Source organism: Hymenobacter crusticola (assembly GCF_002154225.1).
Taxonomy (GTDB): Bacteria; Bacteroidota; Bacteroidia; order Cytophagales; family Hymenobacteraceae; genus Hymenobacter; species Hymenobacter crusticola.
The window spans coordinates 1-17,283 of sequence record NZ_MTSE01000043.1; the positions used below are offsets into that span (position 1 = coordinate 1).

The following is a 17,283-nucleotide window of genomic DNA, read 5'->3' on the forward strand; positions in this document are numbered from 1 at the left end:
TCTATAACGTCTTCCAGTAGAACGATTGGAAGACGTTATAGACTTGACAATGATGCTTGGGCTCCAAATGGGAGGCCGTAGGTATGCCCTGGTACTTCTCGTGTATTGCTTAGCAGCCGTTTAGGCAATCCAAATTTGTTCCGCCTGCTTAATGTGCCAACGGCCGTTTACTTTTTCTACCCATAACACCTCGCCAAACCCACAACGCGGGCCGCACTGCCAGCCATAGGCGAGCAGCGCTTGGTCTTGGGGAGCATTGAACACCACGGAAGAGAGGGTGATCGTCCCCCCCGCCTCATGGGCCCGCTGAGTAGCAGGCAACGGCAGCAGCTTCGCGGTGCAAAGCTGGAACTCCTGCGCTGGCATGTGCCGCTGGACCGTGTTGAGACTATCTAACACTGCTTGCGGCGACTGCGGCGTCAGCGCCGTGATCCGGGCCGCCAGGCGAGCTAATATTTTCGGTCCAGCCTGTAAGGCAGTAAACTGAGTCGGCAAGCCGGCTAGTTGTGCTGTATAAGCCCCCACGGTCCGCAGGTAGAAGGTCTGAAAGCGGACGGTATCCTGATAGAGTTGCTGCTGGAAGTGGACTTTCTGCGCGTGGTGCCACTGCGAATCGGCCGCAGTGGGCTCCAAATGGTCGACCGTGGCAAAGTGTTGCCAGATGACCTGCTGGTCTTCACGCGGTAGATACGCATCATACAAGCGCTGTTCGATCAGTTCAATGACCACGTCATTGTAGAGCTGCTTAGTGGGATTCGTATGCGTGGTGGGACACGATCGAAAGTCGCTTGACCCGCAAGCAGCACAGAGCACCAGTAGAACAGAGAGGAAGTGACGCATCAACACTCGTACAGTAAGTAAGCTCGCAAATACCAGGGGAATACTATTTCTATAGACTAATAGCTGCTAGGCGTAAATAAGTTATTTCCAAGGCTGGTCCGAGAACACAAATTATGTACAGAAATTATTCTCAGATACAGTAGGAAATAGTTACCATTTCCTACTACCCCTAAAATTCTATTTACGTGTGTTCGTGAAAGTATTTAGTGTGGTGTCTGCGAAATGCATTCCTACGAGTGATTGCCGGAAAGCTGATTGGTAGAAGCATTTTTAACTTCGCCTCGCGCACGAAGAGCGCACTAGTCACCGCATGTAGAATTACTGGGTATCGTTTACTAAAAGAAGCCTTACTTATGCTTCCTTGGAAAAGAATTATACTAGGCAGCGCCATTCTGCTGCTGGATAGTGGGGCGTTGCTTCTCTTGATCGTGCTATCGATGAGCTACGGTGATGAAACTGACCTGTTGGAGGACGAAGCGTATCAACGGTTCGAGCACAGCGTAACGCTGGGCTGGTGGTTTTGGTGGGGGCTAAACGCAGCGCTGCTTGCCAGGCTACTATATCGATTATTGAAGCAGCGTGCGGCGGCTCCGTCCACAGTTACCGAAAGGTGATTAGGTAGTCTCCTAAAGTGCTGAACCCGCTTATTGAAGTTGTTACCGTCTTTGGAATAGGATCTGATAAGGTCGCGTTATCAGGCCTATGCCAAGTACTAAACTAATGCCGATAGGCTGCCAAATTAGACTTACTGCTGTCGTATAAGTAAATGTGGCTGTTGCAAAAGTCGATACCATTCAGGGTAGCCTCAGAAATAGCTACTATTTAGTTGCTCAGTTGCCAAAAAGTGGCTGCTTCAGTCAAGCTTTTTTCTACCTGTCAGACTTTTGCAACAGCCACTAAAGGTTATGTTAACCAAAGTACCCTTAGCCTAAAACGGTAGTACTCTTTTAGACATAACTCCTGGTCAACAACCGCTTTGTTTGCGGTTCTTCTTTTGCGAGTGTTCAGGTGGCGATCAACGGACCACTTGCACCCAACCTTTCTGCCTCACGGTCTGATCCGGCCCTTGCAACAGGTAGTAATAAACACCCGGCGGGGCCTCCGCACCCCAATCGTTGTGGTAGTCCGTTGCCCGGAACACGAGCTGGCCCCACCGCGAGTAGATCTCCAGTGCCCAGCGTCCACGGGTGAGCCCTTGCAAGCGAAACGCATCATTGAGCCCGTCGCCATTGGGCGTGATAATATTGGGCGCAAACAAGCACGAGCGATACGTAACCTGCCGCCCGACGGTCCGCTCCGTGCAGGGGGTAGTGATCCGCAGCGAGTAAAGGCCCGCTTCCTGCACGAGTAGGGTGTCCGCCGTGGAGCCATCTGACCATTGCAGCATCACGCCAGGCCCCTGTACAAGCGGGGCGCGCAAGACCAAGGGCGTTTCGGCGCAAAGAGTCGTATCAGCACCCAACGTGAAAGCCGGTAGCACCGCTGCGGCTTGCACGCGCAGGGAGTCCCGGCTCCGGCAGCCCCCTTCGTAGGTTAATTCCACCGTGTACAGGCCGGGGGTCGTGATGATCAGCTCGGGCGTGCGCGCGCCCGTATTCCAATGATAGGCGAGGGCATCTGGATTGCGCGCGGTGAGCAGCACCTGCGTACCAGGACACAACAGCGTATCTCCCGCCACATACGCTACTTGGGCACGGGGCGGCGTCACCACATGCTCTGTGCGGGCCTGGCAGCCATCGGCATACGTCGCGGTGACGCTATAGCGACCGGCTTGGGTAATGCGTAACGTGGGAGTAGTGGCCCCTGTATTCCAGCGGTAGCTGGTAATGGCGGCCCCCGTGCTTGTCGTACTCAACGTAGTGCCTTGTCCCGGGCACAGTTGACTACGCCCCGTAATGGTGAGCGTATTGCTCCGGATCGTCACCTGAGCCGTGGCGGCGCAACCACTCCCATACTCCGCCGTCACCGTGTAGGTCCCGGGCTGTGTGACCTCCAGCAAAGCCGTAGTTGCTCCCGTGTTCCAGTGTAGGCGTCGCGCACCAGGGGTCTGCGCCTGCAACACCAGGCGGCCACCCGGGCATAAGGGCGCCTCGTTGCCCGTGATGGTAACCGTGGGCGTCAGGACCTGTACGCGCTGGGAAGCCGTCAACGTCATGCCGCCCGCGAAGGTCACCGTGACGGTATAAAGGCCCGGCTGCGTCACCAGGATGCTGGGGGTGGTGGCGCCCGTACTCCAGCGGTAGCTTGTGGCGGTCGCGGTGGCCACGGCCGTCAGGCGTAGTTGCCCGCCGTTGCAGAGCAGCGAGTCGCCTTGCAGCTGCAGCGCCGGCGCGGGCAAGACACGCGCTACAAAGCCTTGCCCGGCGTACTGGCCTTGCAGGTTCAGGCCCGGGCCAAATGAGAGAGCGTTCCCGAACTTGCCCCCGATCACCGGGGCGCTGCCCGGCCCGATGGCGAGGGTACTACTTTCATTCGACGTATAGATACCAGGCCCCCCGGAGGTGGCTTGTAGTGCCCACCGCCACTGGCCCGTTGGCTCTAGCTTGGCCACAAACACCTGGTTGTTCGCGTTGGGGCTCCGCAGGACCGTCGCGCCCAATGTAATCTCGTTGCTGTAGGTCCCGGTCACGTACACGGAGCCCGTGGCGTCGGTGTCTACCCCACCCCCGCGATCATAACCGGTTCCGCCCATTTTGAAGGCCCAACGTACCTGGCCGCTGGTGTCGAGCTGCGCCACAAAGCCGTCCGTGAACGGCGCATTCGTGTTGGTCAGGGTAAAGGAGCCGAAACGTGTCGTCGCGTCGAAGAACGAACCGCTCAGGTACAGGTGCCCGGTCTGATCGGCCACCAAGCCCTGCCGGCGTCCATTATCGTAGCCGTAGGCGCCCCCATAGGCGTTGGAAAGATTCTGTCCGCCGACGGGCTGTACCCAGCGAAAGGCTCCCGCGGGCGTTAGGGCTGCCACAAAGGCACTAGGGCTCGTTAAGCGGTGTGCGCCAAACGTACTGGTCGCGCTGGCGCTGCCCCCCGCGATGTAGACGCCTCCTTGCCCGTCAACGGTTACCGCGTTTCCAGCGTCATTGGCCGAGCCGCCCGCGCTGACCGCCCACTGCCAGTGGCCGGCCGTACTGAGCTTGGCCACGAACAGTTGCTGCGCGAGGCCGGCACTCGGCAGCACCGTACTCCCAAAAGTAGCCTCGGCCCCGTAGCTGCCCGTGAGGTAGAGCGAACCCGTTGGATCGAGCACAAGCGCCGCTGGTAAGTCATCACTGGTTCCACCTGCTCGCGTCGCCCACTGCCACTGTCCCGTTGGACTTAGTTTGGCCACGAACAGATCCTGGATGTCGGCCCCGTTCGTGTTGGTTAACGCGAGCGAGCCAAACTGGGCGGTGCCACTGGTGAAAAAACCAGTGACGTACGAGTTGCCGGCCGCGTCTACGGAGATCCCGGTACCTGCCGAGCCGTTGCCGACACATTGGACTGCCCAGAGATACGTCCCACGGGCGTCGAGCTTGGCCACGTAGGCCGTTCCGATCCGGTTATTGATGGGTGCTTTCAGCGTAGTCGACCCGAAGCGGACGGTCCCCTCAAAAGCGCCCGTGACGTAGATGTTGCCGGCCGCATCCACGGCCACATCGTTGACGGATGTGCGATCCACCACGCTCGGCGGCAGGCCCGTCAACACGGCTAAGTCAAAGGCCGGCGTTTGGGCGTGACTAGCGGAGCTGGCAAGTCCGAACACGAGCCATAACAGGAGCGCCCACCCGCCGAAGCGAGCCTGGAACAGAGCAAGGAAGCAAGGGCACGGGTCGTTCTGGTCAGAAAGCTTCTGAGCGGTTGTGGGGAGGCGTCGCACACTACTATAAATAAGGGGTAGCAGCACGCAGCAGATTCTGCGTGAGTAGATGATAAAGGACTTAGGGGCCACCCCGGGGAGCCGATGGAGTTATCGATCCGTGTAGCGTCCTTGAGCGGGGAACGTTCAGCCGTAGTAGGTTGCGTGAGGGTACGCACACAGAGGCCAAGCAGTCCCACGCATGGGCCAATCAATAAGCTAGATTAGGTTCGGATAAGGGCTAAAAGGTGAGCAGGAGAACGTAAATATATTGAGGAGTCTTCTTCCTTTCGCATGCCCTTATAGCTGTTTATTAGCCCAGCAGTTGTTTTGGTATTAAACAGCGCTTAATCCGCTCTCGCCTATTTGCTTCTGTGCGCACATTTCGGCGCATCTGGCGTCTGTCTCCCTGTTCAGTAGGCGTGCCGCTTGCACGAGCAGGAGCCAAAAAGGCGGTGTGTGCCGGGTTTGTTCGGTCATTTCCGCTAATGTCTCCAGCGCTCACTCCCACGCCTCGTGCTCCCGAAATTCGTGTAAGTCCTGCACTGTGACGTGTGACACTTTGGGATTCAGGACGAGCGCTTCTGGTAACTGGTCGTAAGCCTGGCGTAATACCTGTTTCACTTGGGGCGTGAACAAGCACAGCATAACGTGAGAATAGACCGGGTAAGCTTGCTTTTCTGATGAAGCATCAACGTAGATAGAAGCCAGCATTGAGCTTGTTACCTTCTCCGTTATTTCCTGGAAAAAGTCGATTTACATAATGTTGCTTCTAAGACAAAGCGCATAGTAGTACTATTTTTGTCCGTTGCTCCGTGCGGCCCAGCGGGGTACTTTAGAAGGGTAAGACGCTTCGCAAGGCGTTGGCAAAACGCGTCTTGGCGGGCTAGTTCAGCTCCGTTGCCTAGTCGACAACCGCCTTTCCCCCTTGCCTCGCGCTCGGTCAGTAGGGCCCGTCTTTCCCCCGCAATGGGCCACTGCGTTTTGGTGGCGCTTACCGAAGCGATGCCCAGAGAAAAACGGCTGTTGCCAGCAGCCCCAGCATCGTTCGAACGGCATGTAATCTCCCCCATTGTTGCACGAGCGCCCGGCTCTCTGTTCCTGCAGTGCTTGGGGTCGTGGCCATCAGCTGTTTATTCACTGGCAGCATGCTGATCAGCGTGTAGGGCCAATTCAGGAGCAGGATGCTGGCGCCGAGCAGCCACCGCCAGTCGGTGGTCTGCCACCATGTGAGGAGCCCGAATAGGAAGCCCACCACGGCCAGGGAAGATTGCATGCGTAAGCCTTTCGCGTAAGCGGGCTGCCATTCGGCTAGCAACGCCGCTGGTTCGAGCGTTAAGCGTGCGGGCTGTTCGGCGAGGGTGATGTAGACGGCCGCGCCGGAAAAGAGCGTGGCCGCGATGAGGGCAAGTTGACCGTAGAGCATGGCGTGTGCTTTGTGTTATTGTGTGAAGGCGACTAAAGGCATCTGTTGATGGTCGCCTACCCGGTAACGGGTTGCGACGGCGCGCTACTGGTGCTGGCGTCGAAAGCGGTCCTGCACCCTTACACTCAGCAGCAAAAGGTTGGGCAAGCGAGGTGGCCGGAGAGCGCGCTGACCGCCGCGCTGAGATAAAGGTTCAAGGCTAGCAAACCGGCCAGGGGGTGTGCTCGGATTGTTGGTTCGCGCTTGATCATAGCAGATGGTTGACCTATCAAGTAATTAGATAAATGCGTTACTGGTTCAGGTTGTGCGTCATTTTCAAGACGAGATGGTTGAGCTGCGTTACTTCCTGGGGCGTCAGACCCGCCGTGGCGCGTTGTAGCCCGCGTTGGGCGCAGGCAATCAGGCGGGGCACCAACTCCTGCCCCGCCGGGGTCAAAGACAAGTAGCGATGGCGCCGGTCCGTCGCCACTTGGCGCCGTTGCAGGAGCTGTTTTCCTTCCAGCACCGCAACCGTGCGGGTCACGCTGCCATTGTCACGGGAGAGGGAGGCGGCGAGCTCTTGTTGGTTCAGGCTGCCGCGCTCGTGCAGGCGATACAGCAACGCCCACTGCTCGGCAAGCAGATCAATGCCGGCCCGCTGAAACTCCTCGTTCAATTCGCGTTTGAGCAAGGTCGCCACGATGTTCAGGGTATACCCCACCGACTGATCTAATACAAAGTCTTCCATTACTTTATGAAGATAGTTGACAGGTCAATCAATTCCAAGCAGTAGGTGAAAAAAAGAAGAAGCGGTGCGAGTCGCGTGCCCTTGCCGGAAGTAGACCTTGCATGAACACTGGCTCGCCGCTGGCTATTCCATTCCGCGGAATGGTAGTTTAGAGGAGGTGTAGGCCCGTTTACATGCTGCAAACGACCCTTTGCAGCTTGTAAAAGAGCTTCAACGCCGCTCAAATGATGATAGGACAGTTCCCGTTGCGCTGATAACGTTCTGTAAAGGCTCCGCTACAGAACGTTATAGCCTCTATAAAGGCGAGGGTAAGGTGACTTACTTTAGTACTGAGTACCTGTCGGTGGTCTATCTTAGGGCATGATGGAGCTGATCCCCTACCAACCCAAGCTAACGCAAGCCCAGTTCTTAGCGGATCTCCTGGAGCGCTTCCCGGCTGTGGCAGCGGACGTCTTAGAGGAGGAGGGCTTGATCCATCTGCAAGTCAGTGCCTGGGCACGCTATGCCAACACGTGTTTGGCCCACGGCCAGCTGGAGGAAGTAGCCCGTATTATCGAGTATTTCCAGCACACAGTAGAGCAGGTAGATAGCACGACCGAGAATGCCCTGTATGTGTCCTTTTTGGAGCACTTAGAGTTCAGCGGAGAGTCGGAGAACGCAAAGCAAGCACGGCAACTACTAGCTCCGCAGTACCTAGAAATCTGGCACCAGTTACGAGCCTGGCTTGGTCTCGCTTAAGGCATCTTGGTTCTGATGGAGCGGCCGTATTATAACGGCTCTTCCTCCAGTTTAAGCAGTTAGTAGTTTGCATTTTTCACATTTGGCTGAACGAATTACAGCTTGTAAGGAGGATTAAGAAACCTGCTTTCTCGTGAAAACAGAGCACTTTATGACTAAGTTGTTCACGAAAAAGACCGTTAGAGTTAACAGCAGCGGATTACTCCTGGCCTTACTGCTGTGTGGATCTTCCTCGCTCGGCCGTGGCGTACGGGTGCTCAGACAGGTGTGCCGGACCAGCAGGAGTTCGTAGTGTCCTGTGGGAGCAGTGGTGGGTCCTGTTCCCTTTCTGCGTTGCCGTCGACCAAGAGACGGAGCGTGATCGATGGTGGAAATACGTGCGGGAGCACCTGCGCACGGGCAAGAAAGGGTTGCCCGCAAGACGTCTGGGTGAAGCCCCTTGTTCTGCTACCCGTCCCGGTATCAGGCCGACAGGGCATGACGAACAGGTTGCTTCCCTGCCAAAGGCCACCGTCTTCGTTCCAACGGTTGTCCTTAGGATAGAGGGGGACACAACGATGTGAGTCGGCTCCTGGTCAGGAGTGATCAAGTATTAACTTATCAAGAATAACTAGGCTGCCAGGGAAACGAAGAGTACCTTGTTCTCATTCTACTGCCCTGATATTCTGCCACAACCACTTCTCTTCTTTCCGTACTGTATGCTTATAACTCGTACTGCTATCACCTGCCGAAGCCTGTTCCGCCGCCGGTTTGCGCGCCTCGTAGGCGCCGGGATCTGCTGCTGCCTAACCAGTGTCGCACAGGGGCAATCGCCGACCGTCACGGCCCTGTCGCCGGTGCGCAATGCCCGCTCCGCTCCGCGCACAACCAATGTCGCCGTGGGCTTCAACCAAGCCTTGAACAACAATGCCGCAACCCTAGGTGCCCTGAAGGTCTTCAGCCAGCAAGCCGGCGGCAAGAAAGTGGGCACCGCCACGGTTAGTGGCAACACGCTCACTTTCAACTCGAATACTGATTTTAAAGCGGGCGAAACGGTGTATGTCACTGCAACTTCGGAAGCCCAGAGTGCTGGTGGTACGGCAACTAGGCCCCACGTTTTTCAGTTCACCACGGCGGTTAGTCCGAGCGCGGGCGCTTTCGCTAATGGCTACGATCTTCCGATTTCGGGCAGCTCATCCGGCGGCAGCCGAGGCTATGCGACGGGCGACGTGAACGGAGATGGTCTGCTGGACATCATTAATCTTAACTCTTCTACCAGGCAAGCCAGCGTACGGTTCAGTGATGGCGCTGGCACCTTCAGCGGTAATCAGGAAGTACCGATAGGCCCAACGCCCTACAGTGTGCGCTTGGCCGACATCGACGGCGACCAGGACCTAGATATGCTGGTGGCCAACCAAGGAGCACAAGCCACCAACTTTGCCAGCACGGTAAGTGTCCGCTTCAATGATGGAGCAGGCATTTTCTCCGGCACGCAAGAAGTATCCGTCGGTCAGGCCGCTTTCGACGTGGCCGTGGGTGACGTGGATGGCGACGGTGACCTGGACTTCGTCGCGTCGAACGGCGGCAGCCAGACGGTGAGCGTGCGCCTCAATAACGGCGCCGGCAGCTTTTCCACTGGGCAAGAAGTATCGGTGGATATCACCGGCTTTGCCGTGGTGCTGGCCGACGTGGACAATGATGGCGACCTGGATATGATGGTCGCCTACTACTACGGCAGCGACGTAGTGATTCGCCTCAATAACGGTGACGGCACCTTCTCGAAGGGCCAAACGGTAGATGCTGGTGGGCTCCCCGCCGACCTAGCCATGGGCGATGTGGATGGCGACGGCGACCTAGATCTGCTCGTGTCGGCTTTTCTGGGCGGGGTAGACGTGCGGCGCAACGACGGTGCTGGTAACTTCAGCGGCACCCAACGGGTAGCCGCCCTCAACACCTTTAACCTTGGTGACGTGGATGGCGACGGCGACCTGGACATGGTTGGAAGCTACTCTGGGGCAGCATTTGCCCAGGTCCAGCTCAATGATGGGGCCGGCAATTTTGGTGGTGGCGCTTCCATCGCCGTTGGAGGAGGAACATTTAGATTAGCCGATATGGACGGCGACGGCGATCTCGACTTATTAAGTCGGAGCCCAAGTGCGGTTACGGTACGCCTCAACCAAGTAACGGCACCTCCGCAACTGGTTTCAGTTGCGCCCATCACCGGGCAGGTGCCTATTGCGCGCAACACCCCCGTGACGTTCAGCTTCAATCAGTCGCTGAGCACCGGTGCGCCCACGCAGCAAGCCGTAAAAGTGTTTAGCCAACAAGCCGGCGGCAAGAAAGCCGGCACAACGGCCGTCATCGGCGGCGCCTTGCGCTTTACACCCAGCACCGACTTCAAGCCGGGCGAAACGGTGTTTGCTACCGTGACGACGGCCGTGCAAAGCAGCACTGGCGCGAATTCCTTGAAGCCCTACATCTTTCAATTCACGACGGACGCTACCGCTGGCCCCGCCTCCTACATCACGCACTCGGACCTAGCCGTAGGAGCTAGCCCGTTGGCTATCGTCGCGGGCGACGTGGATGGCGACGGCGACCTAGACCTGCTCACAGCTAGCACCAATAACACCGTAAACGTGCGCCTGAACAGCGGCAATGGCACGTACAGCGGCAGCCAGAACGTGCCGGTGGGAGCCATAGCGCAAGACCTACGCCTTGGCGACGTCGACAACGACGGCGACCTGGACCTAGTCAGCGTCAGCGTGCAAACCAATGCCGTAAGTGTACGCCTCAATAACGGCCAGGGCATTTTCAGTGGCACGCAAGAAGTGCCGGTAGGCGGCAGCCCGCAGAGCCTGACCCTAGGCGACGTCGATGGCGATGGAGACTTCGACCTGGTGACGGCCAACAATGCCAGCACGGCCAGCGTGCGCTTGAACAACGGCAATGGCACGTTCAATCCCGTAGGCCAGCAAGTATCGGTTGGTACCAGCGCCATCGGTGTGGTGCTCGGCGACGTGGATGGCGACGGCGACCTAGATCTGCTCACGGGTCATACGAGCGTGAATACCGTCAGCCTGCGGCTGAATGATGGAACTGGTACGTTCGGCGGCACCACCGAAATTGGGGTGAGCGGCCCACCACGCAGCCTCACGCTCGGCGACGTGGACCTCGACGGCGACCTCGACCTGGTGACCGGCAACTACGCCGCTAATGGCAAAGTGAGCGTGCGCATCGGCAACGGCAGAGGCAACTTTGGCGGCGGCTCCGACACGAACATCAACGCCTATATCAGCGAGATACAGCTCGGCAACATCGGCGGCACGCGTCACCCTGACCTGATTGTGGGGCGCTTCAATAGCACGGCGGCGATTGTGTGCCGCAACAACGAAGTGGGCGAGTTTTACATCACTCAGGAAGTTCCCGTCGACCCAATCTCCGACCTAGCCCTCGGCGACTTGGATGGCGACGGCGACCTGGACTTTGCAACTTCCAGCAACGAGAAAGGCTTGGTGAACGTGCGGCTGAATCAGCGCGGCGGTCCGCCCGTCATCAATACCGTCAACCCTTCCGCTACGTGGGTTGGCAACAAGATCTACATCACTGGGCTGAACTTCATCGGGGACGTTAAAGTGAAGATCAGCGGCGTAGAAGCCACCAACGTGGAGGTACAGTCCGAAACGAATCTTACGGCCATCGTACCCGAAGGAGCTGTTTCCGGGGCGGTGATCGTTATCACGGCCCAAGGCACTAGTAGCCCGTACGGTTTCAGCGTGGTACCTAGGTTCGCCGTAACGGCGCTGGCACCGGCGCGCAACGCGCCCTCCGCTTCCCGCACGGCGCCGGTTACCGTCACCTTCACTCAGCAGCCCAACACCGATTCATTTACGCTACAATCCTTGCGCCTCTACAGCCAGCAAGCAGGCGGTCGGAAGGCGGGCACGACCACGGTCAGCGGCAACTCACTCCTTTTCACCCCAATCAGCGGCTTCAAGCCCGGTGAGACCATAACAGCCAGTTTGGCCCGCTCGGCGCGGAGCGTCAATACCGTTTATCTCGACCAAGCGCAGACCTTTCAGTTTACGGCTGCGACTAACCCCAGCGCGGGCTTGTTTGGGGGCACCACCGAAGTAAGTGTGAGTGCCAAGCCCCAAAGCGTTGTCGCGGCCGACGTGGATGGCGACGGCGACTTGGACCTACTCACCGCCAACTACCGCCCCGACTTAACGGCGAGCGGCACCGTGAGCATCCGCCTGAACAAGGGCAATGGCACTTACACAAACGGTCAGGAAGTAAGCGTTGGCGCCGGTCCTTACTGCGTGAAAGTAGCGGACACGGACGGCGACGGTGACCTAGATCTGCTCACGGCCAACGCCAACGCGGGCGAAGTAGGCACCGTGAGCGTACGCCTGAATAACGGTACCGGTACGTTCTCGAGGGGCCAAGACGTGCCCGTGGGCTACGCGCCCCACGACATTGCAATCGGGGATGTAAACCAGGACGGCTTACCGGACCTGCTGGCAGCCAACTACATTGCCGCAGGTTCTAACAGCGCGACCGTCAGCACGGTGAGTGTACGGCTACAAAATGGCCTCCGGGAGTTCCGTCTGACGGGACCAGAAGTACCCGTAGGCCCTCGCCCCACGAGCGTAGTGCTCGGCGATGTGAACAACGACGGCAACCTAGACCTACTCACCGCTAACTCCAGCAGCACGACGGTGAGCGTGCGGCTAAATGATGGCCTTGGCAACTTCAGCGGCACGCAAGAAGTCACAGTTGGCTTCAGTCCCCACCAGGTAGTGCTCGGCGACGTGAACAACGACGGCAACCTGGACCTGCTCACCGCCAACTACTTCGACTACACCAACCCCGCCGGCAACTTCACCAGCAGTACTGTAGGCATTAGCCTCAACCAAGGTGCGGGCACCTTCGGGGCGGCGCAACAAGTGCGCGTCGGTCAAGGCACCCGTAGCCTAGCCCTCGGCGACACCGACGGCGACGGTGACCTGGACGTAGTAGCGGCCAATGAACTCAGTAATACCGTGAGTGTGCGCCTGAACAACGGCGCGGGTAGCTTCAGCGGCACCCAGCAGGTAGCCGTCGGCGCTACCCCGACCAGCGTTACCTTGGCCGACCTCGACGGCGACGGCACCCTGGACCTAGCTACTACCAACAACGGCGCGGCCAGTGTCAGCGTGCGTTTGAACCCCGCCAGTACGGCGGCCGGCCGAGTACTGGCTACGGCCCCTGCTCAGCTAGTGGAGCAAGTGAGCTTGTATCCAAATCCGGCCCACGCCTCCGTGCAGCTCACATTACCCGCCGAGCTAGCCCAGCAGCGCCTACACGTGCAGGTAGTGAACAGCCTCGGGCAGGTAGTACTCACTCAAACACTCGCTGCGCAAGCCACCCCCGAGCTAGCCCTGCCGCACCTAGCCGCCGGCCTCTACAACCTCCAACTTCAGACCAGCAAAGGCTTGGTGACTAAGCGCTTGGCAATAGAATAGCACCAGTTCTACTGCTTCATCCTATTCTAACTCTGTTCCACAGCCATGTCCTTATTCTTTCCGCGTTCCTCCTGCCGGCTTCTAGCCGGGCAGGAGCTATGGCTTGTCCTAGAACAAGTTGACAGTTTTCACCTGTTATGTTGGTTTAGTCACCCTCCTTTTTCTGTACAACTAATCTCATTGAAGAAGGGGCCGTTGGAAGCGATAACAGCGTAGAGAGATGGTTCAGAAAACTTGTACAGTTAGCTGAGTACAAGCTTCTTCCTCGTTCCATGAGCAAGCTGTACTTTCTGTCAATAGGGCTTGCTCTTGTGACTACCCATGACTTAGAGTTACAAAGGCAGCTAGGAGCTGGTGACTGCGTTGTACTCCTCTTCACGCCACTCCTTGACCTTGGAGCACGGTCACCCGTGTGGGCATACGAGGCACATGGGGGCAGCTGAAAAATTATACGAACTTATTCGTACGTACCACTTGTACGAGCCGAAGACTAGCCTATCTTTGCCATATACGAATTAATTCGTATTTCCTGCTATCGTTTCGCTCCTGCCCCTGATGAAATCGCTCCTGCTCCTGCTGCTCTTGGTTTGTTCTTCAGCTGCGGGGCAGCCGGCGCCCGTTGCTCCTGCTCCGGGCAACACGCCCGAACCGCAAGTCTCTTTCGCCCGCGAGTCGAAGCCGCACGCCTACTATGTGCGGCAGGCTGAACTCTGGTGGCAACAGGTGCAGCACGACTTGCATTCGGAAACCAACTGGTACAACTACTACCGTGCCTGTCGCAACGCGCAAGGCACAGCTGATTGGAAAGAGGAGTTCGTGCGGGAGTCCCCGGCCCTGAAGCTCGGCGCGGACATCGTGCCGTTGCTCAAGCAGCACATCCCTGGCACGTTCACTTACTACTTTGTGGCCGGCTCTACCGGCGGCGTGGCCAGCGACGGCGGGCTCTTGCTGAAAGCCTACCAGCTCAACCCCGACTTTGAAGGCATTCACGCGACGCTAGTTACCTACGCTACCACCACGGGAAACGATACGCTCCGGCGCGCTGTGAACCAGCGTTGGTATACGCGCCAGGAGCTCTCCCCGGGCCTGCTCAGCTACGCCTACAACGTGTTGCACTCGCTCGCCCCCGGCGCCATCCTACTCACCGAGCACGACAACGACACCTATCCCTTGTGGCTACTGCAGGACGTGCTGCACGTGCGCCCGGACGTGCACGTGCTCAACATCGACTTTCTGCTGGACGAGTCTTTCCGCACCCGCACGTTTGCCCAACTGCACCTCGAGCCGCTCCCCTTAGGCCAGATTCACGTCAACGAATACGCCCGCAACTGGGAGAAAGTCGTGCACCATCTGGTGACGGGCTACCGGCTTACCCAGCCGCTCTATCTGGCCATGTCCATGGCCCCCGCCCGCTACGAAGGGCTCACGGCCGATCTGTATCCCACGGGCTTGGCTTGGCGCTATTCCAAAACGAAGATAGCGACGCAGGCGCTCAACTGTCAGTTGCTGGAAGAGCAGTTCTTGTGGGACGAGGTGCGGCAGCCCTTAGCGTACGACCGCAGTGCGCACTTCGTGCAGCAGCTGAACCGCAACTACCTGCCCCTGCTGCGCGAGTGCTACCACTTCTATCAGCGCACCAAGCAGCCCCAGCGCCAGCAGCAGGTGCGGCAACTGGTGGCAGCCATCCTGGCGGGGATCGAGCCCGCCGCCGAGCGGGAGCACGCGCGCCAGGCCTTCTTCTCGGCCGCCCCGGTTCAATCTCCGCAGCGCTAGTTAGGTTGTTCCCACAAGGGAAAACCATGGGATGTGCGGCTAGCGGGCACGGCTGGCTTACCTGCTACAGATGCGGGCTTTCCGTCAGCGACTGGCTGCGCCCAAACAAGTGGACTAACGCGTCGTTGATGTAGTAGTGGTCCCGCCCGGCTTTCACCACGCGCAACAAGCCGTGGTCGGCCAGGGTCTTGAGGTAGTCGGCGGCTGTCTGTCGGCGGGTGATGCCAATGCTCTCCAGGGTGCGGATCTTCAGGTAGGGGTAGGACACCATCAGATCCGATAGCTCGCGAGTCGGCGCCGTTTTCAAGAGTGTTTTTACCTGCGCATACGTGTGCTGGCGCAAGTGCTGCAACGCCGTTACCCGCGCCAGCGTGTCCTGCGCGGTGGACTCTACCGCCTGCAGCATGTAGAGGATCCATGCTTCCCAGCGGCCCTCCTCCGTCACGGCGCGCAACGAGCGGTAGTACGTCTCCTTGTGCTGCAGAATGTAGCCACTCAGGTAGAGCACCGGCAGGGTTAATAGGTCCTGCTGTACTAGATAGAGCACGTTCAGAATACGCCCAGTGCGGCCGTTGCCATCAGCAAAAGGGTGGATCGCCTCGAACTGGTAGTGCAGCAAGGCCATGCGCACCAATGGGTCGAGCTCGCTGTCGGCGTGCAGGAACACCTCCAGGGCGTGGAGCTTATCGCGGATAACAGCCTCGCCTTCCGGCGGCGTGTAGATGATCGCGCCCGTCTTCGCGTTGAGCAGCGCCGTGCCCGGTAGGCGGCGCACGCCTTCCTGCGTGTCCTTGAGTTGCTGCATAATGCGGATCATCGTGTTGCTGGTCAGCAAGCCCGTTTGCTGCAGCAGCTGCCAGCCCAAGCGCATGGCCTGGCGGTAGCGCAGCACCTCTTTGGCCGGCGGACTCGCCCCGCTGCTCCAGTCGTCCGGCACGGCCGCCGCCTGGTAGAGTTCATCTTGGGTGGTGACGATATTCTCAATCTCGGAGCTGTCCTTACTCTCCTGCAGGGCGACCGCCTGCAGCAGCAGTTCCGGTTCGGGCAAGGTTTGGCAATAGCCCTTCAATTCAGCTAGGGCACGCCCCGCGCGTAGGGTGGCTTTCAGCACCGGCGCTGTTTCCAGCAGCCCGGGTGGGGGCAGCGGCGGCAGGTCATTGTAGGGCGTATCACGTCGAAATAGCATCAGAGAGGCAACTAGAAGAGAAACTAGCCAGAAGCAGCACAAAGATAAGTGCGCAAACGAGTTGTTTACCGCACCTATTTTGAGAATAGGTGCGGCGAGCGCACCTATCCTATTTCGCTGCCTTAGCACCGCGGGTGGTTTCTACTTGTCTATCAGAGAGGCAACACACTCTTACGAGCGTTCCACAAAGGGTGCTTTGTTGAACGGTTTTAGCACCCGCCTCAACGGCGCTGAAAACGCGTTTTTCGAGGCCATTTTTTGTTAGCATGTTGAACACCGGCCGGCGCCCCACCTATGAAGCGCACGTGTGACGCCGAAGGGCAGGTACTGGCAGCACGGCTCAAAACTCACTACAGTAGAAACAGCGCATTGTAGGCGCGGCAAATCTGCTGCTCTGTCGTGGCGGCTATGCTTACGCTTACCTGTTCGGGGAAGATAGCCGTGACGAACTGCCCTTGATGATACAAGAAGTCATATCCCTGCGCTTCCAAGTCGAGAAAAGCCGCTTTGGCGGAGAGAACGCTGCTGAGCTGCTCGAACCAGCGCCGGATGCTAGGCGAGTGCTGGAACAGCCGGCTCATGGTGGAAGTCGGGGCGGTGAAGCTGACAAACACGTAGTCGCTTGCCGCTAGGGGCTGGAACGCTAGATCAATCCCGTGCAGCTGCCCTGTCGTGTCAGTCGGAAAGTAGTCCCGATAAGCACTTTTTCGAAAGCAGAATGCCCGCTTCCAACTCGCTCCGTCTCTCTTCCGGATGGCCTGCTTAAGATATTGCAGGAGCACCGGGTCCAAGGGGAAGGTGAGGGTAATACAAGTCCCAACGGGCGCGGGCAACGGCTCGATAGCTCCTACCTGCGAGAGGAACGTTCGTAGCCGCGACTCCTCGCCTCGCTGGATCAGCAGTACGTAACTATAGTTGAGTCCCATCAGTTGGAAGAGCAGAGAGTGCGTGTCTTACCGGAACGCTTCGTCGTACACGGTTAGTCGCCCGCACTACGGTGGGCTGGTGTTTTGCAAAGAGGCGAGGGGCGGCGATAACTGGCGCGCGATACGTGCGCAAAAAACCGCATTTCCACTCACATTTCGCAGTGTTCAAAAATGCACAAGAACCGTCGGTTTGCGACCGAGCATTTGCATCAGGCCCGGTGTCGATAACTGGACACGGTGTCCATTCATGGACACCATGGCGGTCGGGTAAACGTAGTTACGGTTAGGTAAGGTAGTATCCAGCAGAGGATTGCAAAGAAGGCATAGTACTTGGCCCTCTTTCCGGCAG

At 58.3% G+C, this 17,283-nt stretch carries 11 protein-coding genes; 4 read left to right on the forward strand and 7 right to left on the reverse strand.

All coding sequences use genetic code 11. The features are described from left to right. Positions 1-120: 120 nt before the first annotated feature. Positions 121-840, reverse strand: coding sequence for a hypothetical protein (locus BXP70_RS27340; RefSeq protein WP_143436737.1), 720 nt, complete (start codon positions 838-840; stop codon positions 121-123). Positions 841-1,076: 236 nt separating this feature from the next. Between BXP70_RS27340 and BXP70_RS27345 the strand changes: the two genes are divergently transcribed. Further along, positions 1,077-1,454: a hypothetical protein gene (locus tag BXP70_RS27345; protein ID WP_143436738.1), complete on the forward strand. Its 378-nt coding sequence runs from the start codon at positions 1,077-1,079 to the stop codon at positions 1,452-1,454. Positions 1,455-1,855: 401 nt separating this feature from the next. Here the strand turns inward: BXP70_RS27345 and BXP70_RS27350 are convergent, their stop codons facing one another. The 4 genes from BXP70_RS27350 to BXP70_RS27365 all read right to left on the reverse strand — a co-directional run bounded on the left by BXP70_RS27350 (position 1,856) and on the right by BXP70_RS27365 (position 6,828). Continuing rightward, complete coding sequence (locus BXP70_RS27350) at positions 1,856-4,696, reverse strand: T9SS type B sorting domain-containing protein (RefSeq protein ID WP_086597307.1); 2,841 nt, start codon at positions 4,694-4,696, stop codon at positions 1,856-1,858. Between the two features lie 480 nt (positions 4,697-5,176). Next, the gene (locus BXP70_RS30105; RefSeq protein WP_179197875.1) at positions 5,177-5,323 is read right to left on the reverse strand and encodes a hypothetical protein; all 147 of its coding nucleotides are present in this window, start codon (positions 5,321-5,323) and stop codon (positions 5,177-5,179) included. Positions 5,324-5,669: 346 nt separating this feature from the next. Further along, the gene (locus tag BXP70_RS27360) at positions 5,670-6,101 is read right to left on the reverse strand and encodes a DUF1772 domain-containing protein (protein ID WP_086597309.1); all 432 of its coding nucleotides are present in this window, start codon (positions 6,099-6,101) and stop codon (positions 5,670-5,672) included. Between the two features lie 289 nt (positions 6,102-6,390). Then, positions 6,391-6,828 (reverse strand): MarR family winged helix-turn-helix transcriptional regulator, encoded by a 438-nt coding sequence (locus tag BXP70_RS27365; protein WP_086597310.1) that lies wholly within the window; start codon positions 6,826-6,828, stop codon positions 6,391-6,393. A gap of 360 nt (positions 6,829-7,188) precedes the next feature. On the opposite strand from BXP70_RS27365, the gene BXP70_RS27370 reads away from it, so the two are divergent. From BXP70_RS27370 to BXP70_RS27380, 3 genes are all read left to right on the forward strand, one after another. After that, a complete protein-coding gene (locus BXP70_RS27370) occupies positions 7,189-7,566 on the forward strand; it encodes a DUF7674 family protein (protein WP_086597311.1) in 378 nt (125 codons plus the stop codon). A gap of 698 nt (positions 7,567-8,264) precedes the next feature. Continuing rightward, positions 8,265-13,049 carry an FG-GAP-like repeat-containing protein gene (locus BXP70_RS27375; RefSeq protein WP_086597312.1) on the forward strand — a complete coding sequence of 1,595 codons (4,785 nt, stop codon included), beginning with the start codon at positions 8,265-8,267 and terminating at the stop codon, positions 13,047-13,049. Between the two features lie 555 nt (positions 13,050-13,604). Then, positions 13,605-14,822 (forward strand): hypothetical protein, encoded by a 1,218-nt coding sequence (locus BXP70_RS27380; RefSeq protein WP_086597313.1) that lies wholly within the window; start codon positions 13,605-13,607, stop codon positions 14,820-14,822. Between the two features lie 64 nt (positions 14,823-14,886). On the opposite strand, the gene BXP70_RS27385 is transcribed toward BXP70_RS27380, so the two are convergent. Next, a complete protein-coding gene (locus BXP70_RS27385) occupies positions 14,887-16,008 on the reverse strand; it encodes a Fic family protein (RefSeq protein WP_086597314.1) in 1,122 nt (373 codons plus the stop codon). Positions 16,009-16,358: 350 nt separating this feature from the next. Continuing rightward, complete coding sequence (locus tag BXP70_RS27390; RefSeq protein WP_086597315.1) at positions 16,359-16,934, reverse strand: hypothetical protein; 576 nt, start codon at positions 16,932-16,934, stop codon at positions 16,359-16,361. Positions 16,935-17,283 lie beyond the last annotated feature (349 nt).

Excerpts from the sequence above, each read along its gene's own strand:
- BXP70_RS27340 (WP_143436737.1), bottom strand. The coding sequence starts at position 840 with ATGCGTCACTTCCTCTCTGTTCTACTGGTGCTCTGTGCTGCTTGCGGG.
- BXP70_RS30105 (WP_179197875.1), bottom strand. The coding sequence starts at position 5,323 with ATGCTGTGCTTGTTCACGCCCCAAGTGAAACAGGTATTACGCCAGGCT.
- BXP70_RS27360 (WP_086597309.1), bottom strand. The coding sequence starts at position 6,101 with ATGCTCTACGGTCAACTTGCCCTCATCGCGGCCACGCTCTTTTCCGGC.
- BXP70_RS27365 (WP_086597310.1), bottom strand. The coding sequence starts at position 6,828 with ATGGAAGACTTTGTATTAGATCAGTCGGTGGGGTATACCCTGAACATC.
- BXP70_RS27370 (WP_086597311.1), top strand. The coding sequence starts at position 7,189 with ATGATGGAGCTGATCCCCTACCAACCCAAGCTAACGCAAGCCCAGTTC.
- BXP70_RS27375 (WP_086597312.1), top strand. The coding sequence starts at position 8,265 with ATGCTTATAACTCGTACTGCTATCACCTGCCGAAGCCTGTTCCGCCGC.
- BXP70_RS27380 (WP_086597313.1), top strand. The coding sequence starts at position 13,605 with ATGAAATCGCTCCTGCTCCTGCTGCTCTTGGTTTGTTCTTCAGCTGCG.
- BXP70_RS27385 (WP_086597314.1), bottom strand. The coding sequence starts at position 16,008 with ATGCTATTTCGACGTGATACGCCCTACAATGACCTGCCGCCGCTGCCC.
- BXP70_RS27390 (WP_086597315.1), bottom strand. The coding sequence starts at position 16,934 with ATGGGACTCAACTATAGTTACGTACTGCTGATCCAGCGAGGCGAGGAG.